The sequence below is a fragment of the Variovorax sp. 01T439_2 genome (genome assembly GCF_056398445.1).
Genome location: NZ_JBFTPJ010000586.1, coordinates 1 through 3,820 on the forward strand (window position 1 = coordinate 1; position 3,820 = coordinate 3,820).

General features: G+C 69.0%; 3 protein-coding genes. 2 read left to right on the plus strand and 1 reads right to left on the minus strand.

The features are described 5' to 3' along the window. Positions 1-1,799 (plus strand): TonB-dependent receptor domain-containing protein (locus AC1DOC_RS23820; protein ID WP_478130619.1); only part of this gene is annotated, 1,799 nt, incomplete at its 5' end. A 29-nt stretch (positions 1,800-1,828) separates the two neighbouring features. On the opposite strand, the gene metK is transcribed toward AC1DOC_RS23820, so the two are convergent. Further along, positions 1,829-3,010 (minus strand): methionine adenosyltransferase, encoded by a 1,182-nt coding sequence (metK, locus tag AC1DOC_RS23825; protein ID WP_012746275.1) that lies wholly within the window; start codon positions 3,008-3,010, stop codon positions 1,829-1,831. A gap of 216 nt (positions 3,011-3,226) precedes the next feature. Here metK and AC1DOC_RS23830 point away from each other — a divergent pair. Continuing rightward, a partial coding sequence (locus AC1DOC_RS23830; protein WP_478130620.1) for an LpxL/LpxP family acyltransferase occupies positions 3,227-3,820 on the plus strand: 594 nt, incomplete at its 3' end.

Sequence of the window (3,820 nt, forward strand, 5' to 3'; positions counted from 1 at the left end):
GCGTGCGGCTGTATGTCGACGGCATTCCCGCGACGCTGCCCGATGGCCAGGGCCAGACTTCCAACATCGACATCGGCTCGCTCGACCGCATCGAGATATTGCGCGGGCCGTTCTCGGCGCTCTACGGCAATTCGTCGGGCGGCGTGCTGCAGGCCTTCACCGCGTCGGGCGAGGGCGCGCCGCGGCTTTCGTACTCGGCGGCCGGAGGCAGCTTCGGCACCTGGCGCCAGTCGCTCCAGGCCAGCGGATCGCAGGGCGCGGTCGACTACCTGCTGAACGCCAGCCGCTTCCGGACCGACGGCTGGCGCGAACACAGCGCGGCACGGCGCGACATTGCGAACGGCAAGCTCGGCATCGCGCTGGACAACGGCGACAAGCTCACGCTGGTGCTCAACAGCGTGCGCATCAGCGCGCAGGATCCGCTGGGCCTCACGGCCGACCAGTACGCGCTCGCGCCGCGCAGCGCACCGCTCGCCACGCAGTACGACACCCGCAAGACGGTGGAGCAGACGCAGGCCGGCCTGCTCTATGAGCGGCGCATCGATGCCGCGCAGTCGCTGCGGCTCATGGTCTACGGCGGCGAGCGCAAGACCGTGCAGTACCAGTCGATTCCGCCGTCGGCGCAGCAGAACCCGCTGCATGCGGGCGGCGTGATCGACCTCAAGCGCCAGTACGGCGGAGCCGACCTGCGCTGGACCGCCGCGCTGCAACTGGCCGACCGGCCGCTCGAACTGGTGGCGGGGCTGGGCTACGACAGCCTGCGCGAACAGCGCCGCGGCTACGAGAACTACCTCGGCCGCGTGGCCGCACCCGTGCTGGGCGTGCAGGGGCGCCTGCGGCGCAGCGAGCGCAACGAGGTCTGGAACCTCGACCCCTACGCGCAGGCCACCTGGCGCCTTGCGGAGCAATGGACGCTCGAGGCCGGCATGCGCCGCAGCAGCGTGCACTTCGATTCGCAGGACCGCTACATCGTGGGCGCCAACCGCGACGACAGCGGCAGCGCGCGCTACAGCAAGACGCTGCCCGTGGCTTCGCTGCGCTACCAGGCCACGCCCGATCTTGCGCTGTACGGCTCGATCGGCCGGGGCTTCGAGACGCCGACGCTCAACGAGCTGTCGTACCGCGCAGGCGGTGCCAGCGGGCTCAACTTCGCGCTGCGGCCCTCAGTCAACGACAGCGTCGAACTGGGTGCGAAGGCGCGGCTGGGCGGAGGGCTGCTGACGGCGGCGCTGTTCCAGACCCGCACCCGCGACGAGATCGTGACCGACACCAACACCGGCGGCCGCGCCACGTTCCAGAATGCGGGCCGCACGCGGCGCAACGGCTTCGAGCTGGCCTGGCAGCACGAGACGGCCAGCCACTGGCGCACCCAGCTGGCCTACACCTGGCTCGACGCGCGCTACCGCGATGCCTTCTGCTCGCCGTCGCCCTGCGCGGCATCCAACACGGTGGCGGCGGGCAACCGCATTCCGGGCATTGCGCGGCAGTCGCTCTTCGCATCGCTGGGCTGGGTGCCGCCCGAAGGCTGGCGCGCCGGCGTCGAGATGCGCGCGCTCGGGCGCATGCAGGCCAACGACGCCAACACCGCCAGCGCGCCGGGTTATGCCGTCGCGGCGCTGTACGCCGGCTACCTGAAGAAATGGGAGCGCTGGGAGTTCAACGCCTTTGCGCGCGTCGACAACCTGTTCGACCGCCGCTACGTGGGCTCGCTGATCGTCAACGAGGGCAATGCGCGCTACTACGAGCCCGCGCCGGGCCGCAACTGGACGGTGGGCCTGAGCGGCGCCTACCGCTTCTGAGGCTCAGGCGCCGCCGTCCGCAAGGGTTTTTACAGGCCGGCCGCGGCGCGCAGCGCAGCCGCCTGCGTGGTCGCTTCCCAGGTGAACTCGGGTTCTTCGCGGCCGAAGTGGCCGTAGGCGGCGGTCTTCTGGTAGATCGGGCGCAGCAGGTCGAGCATCTGGATGATGCCCTTGGGACGCAGGTCGAAGAACTCGCGCACGAGCTCGGCGATCTTGGCGTCGGGGATCACGCCGGTGCCTTCGGTGTAGACCGTGATGTTCATCGGCTGGGCCACGCCGATGGCGTAGGCCACCTGGATCTGGCACTGGCGCGCGAGGCCGGCGGCCACGATGTTCTTGGCCACATAGCGCGCAGCGTAGGCGGCCGAGCGGTCGACCTTGGACGGGTCCTTGCCCGAGAACGCGCCGCCGCCGTGCGGGCAGGCGCCGCCGTAGGTGTCGACGATGATCTTGCGGCCCGTGAGGCCGCAGTCGCCCTGCGGGCCGCCGATGACGAAGCGCCCGGTCGGGTTGATCAGGTAGCGCGTGTCCTTGAGCCATTCCTTCGGCAGCACGGGCTTGATGATCTCCTCGATGATGGCTTCATTGAACGAGGCCTTCATCTTGGTGGGCGTTTCGCTCTGGTCGGGGTGGTGCTGCGTGGAGAGCACCACGGTGTCGATGCTGTGGGGCTTGCCGTCGACATAGCGCATGGTCACCTGGCTCTTGGCGTCGGGCCGCAGGAAGGGCAGGCGGCCGTCCTTGCGCAACTGGGCCTGGCGCTCCACGAGGCGGTGCGCGTAGTAGATGGGTGCGGGCATGAGCTCGGGCGTCTCGTCGCAGGCGTAGCCGAACATCAGGCCCTGGTCGCCRGCGCCGGTGTTCAGGTGGTCGTCGCTCGCGTGGTCCACGCCCTGGGCGATGTCGTTGGACTGCTTGTCGTAGCAGACCATCACGGCGCAGCCCTTGTAGTCGATGCCGTAGTCGGTGTTGTCGTAGCCGATGCGCTTGATGGTGTCGCGCGCCACCTGGATGTAGTCGACGTGCGCRTTGGTCGTGATTTCGCCCGCGAGCACCACCAGGCCGGTGTTGGTCAGCGTCTCGGCGGCCACGCGGCTGCGCGGGTCCTGCTCGAAGATCGCGTCCAGGATGGCGTCCGAGATCTGGTCGGCGACCTTGTCGGGGTGGCCYTCGGAAACCGATTCGGAGGTGAAGAGGAAGTCGTTCGCCATTTTGTTCAAAGCTCCTTGAAGTGATTTGGCGCGTTGCCAACTCTGCGGAGCCCTGGCGAACGCTTTAGCAGATGCCGATGAATCGGCGGGGCACAATCGCTTCTGCGCTTGTGTTTGTCGCCCTGCAAGTTGTTCCGTAACTCGGCGACAATTTGCATTCTATTCGAGCCGCGCCAAATCGTGCGCGCGCGTCCTGGTTTTCACTCCCTGTTGCTCATGGTCACCCTGTTCCGCCTGCTTGCCCGCGTACCGATGCCCGTGATGCATCGGCTCGGCGCGCTCTTGGGCTGGATCGTCTGGTATTGCGCGCCGGACTACCGCCGCCGCTTCAAGGCCAATGCCGAGAGTGCCGGATTCACCCCCGGGCAGTACCGCCCCGCCATCGCGGCCGCCGGCCAGATGGCTGCCGAGCTGCCCTGGCTGTGGCTGCGTCCGCAGGGCGAGAGCGTGCTGCGGCGCGTGGTGCGCTGGGAAGGCGTGGAGGCCTTCGAGGCCGCCATGCGGGAGAAGAAGGGCGTGATCCTCGTGGCGCCGCACCTGGGCAGCTGGGAGATGTGCGGCCAGGCGATCGGCGAGCGCTTTCTCGAGACCTTCGGGCCGATCACCGCGCTGTTCCGCCCCGCGCGCAAGAAATGGATGGCCGAGCTCATCGCCGCCGGCTCGCGCGACCGGCCCGGCCTGCAGACGCTGCCCACCAACAACACCGGCGTGCGCGGCCTCATCCGCACGCTGCGCAGCGGCGGCTACACCGGCATCCTGCCCGACCAGGTGCCGCCGCTCGGGCAGGGCGTGTGGGCGCCCTTTCTCGGC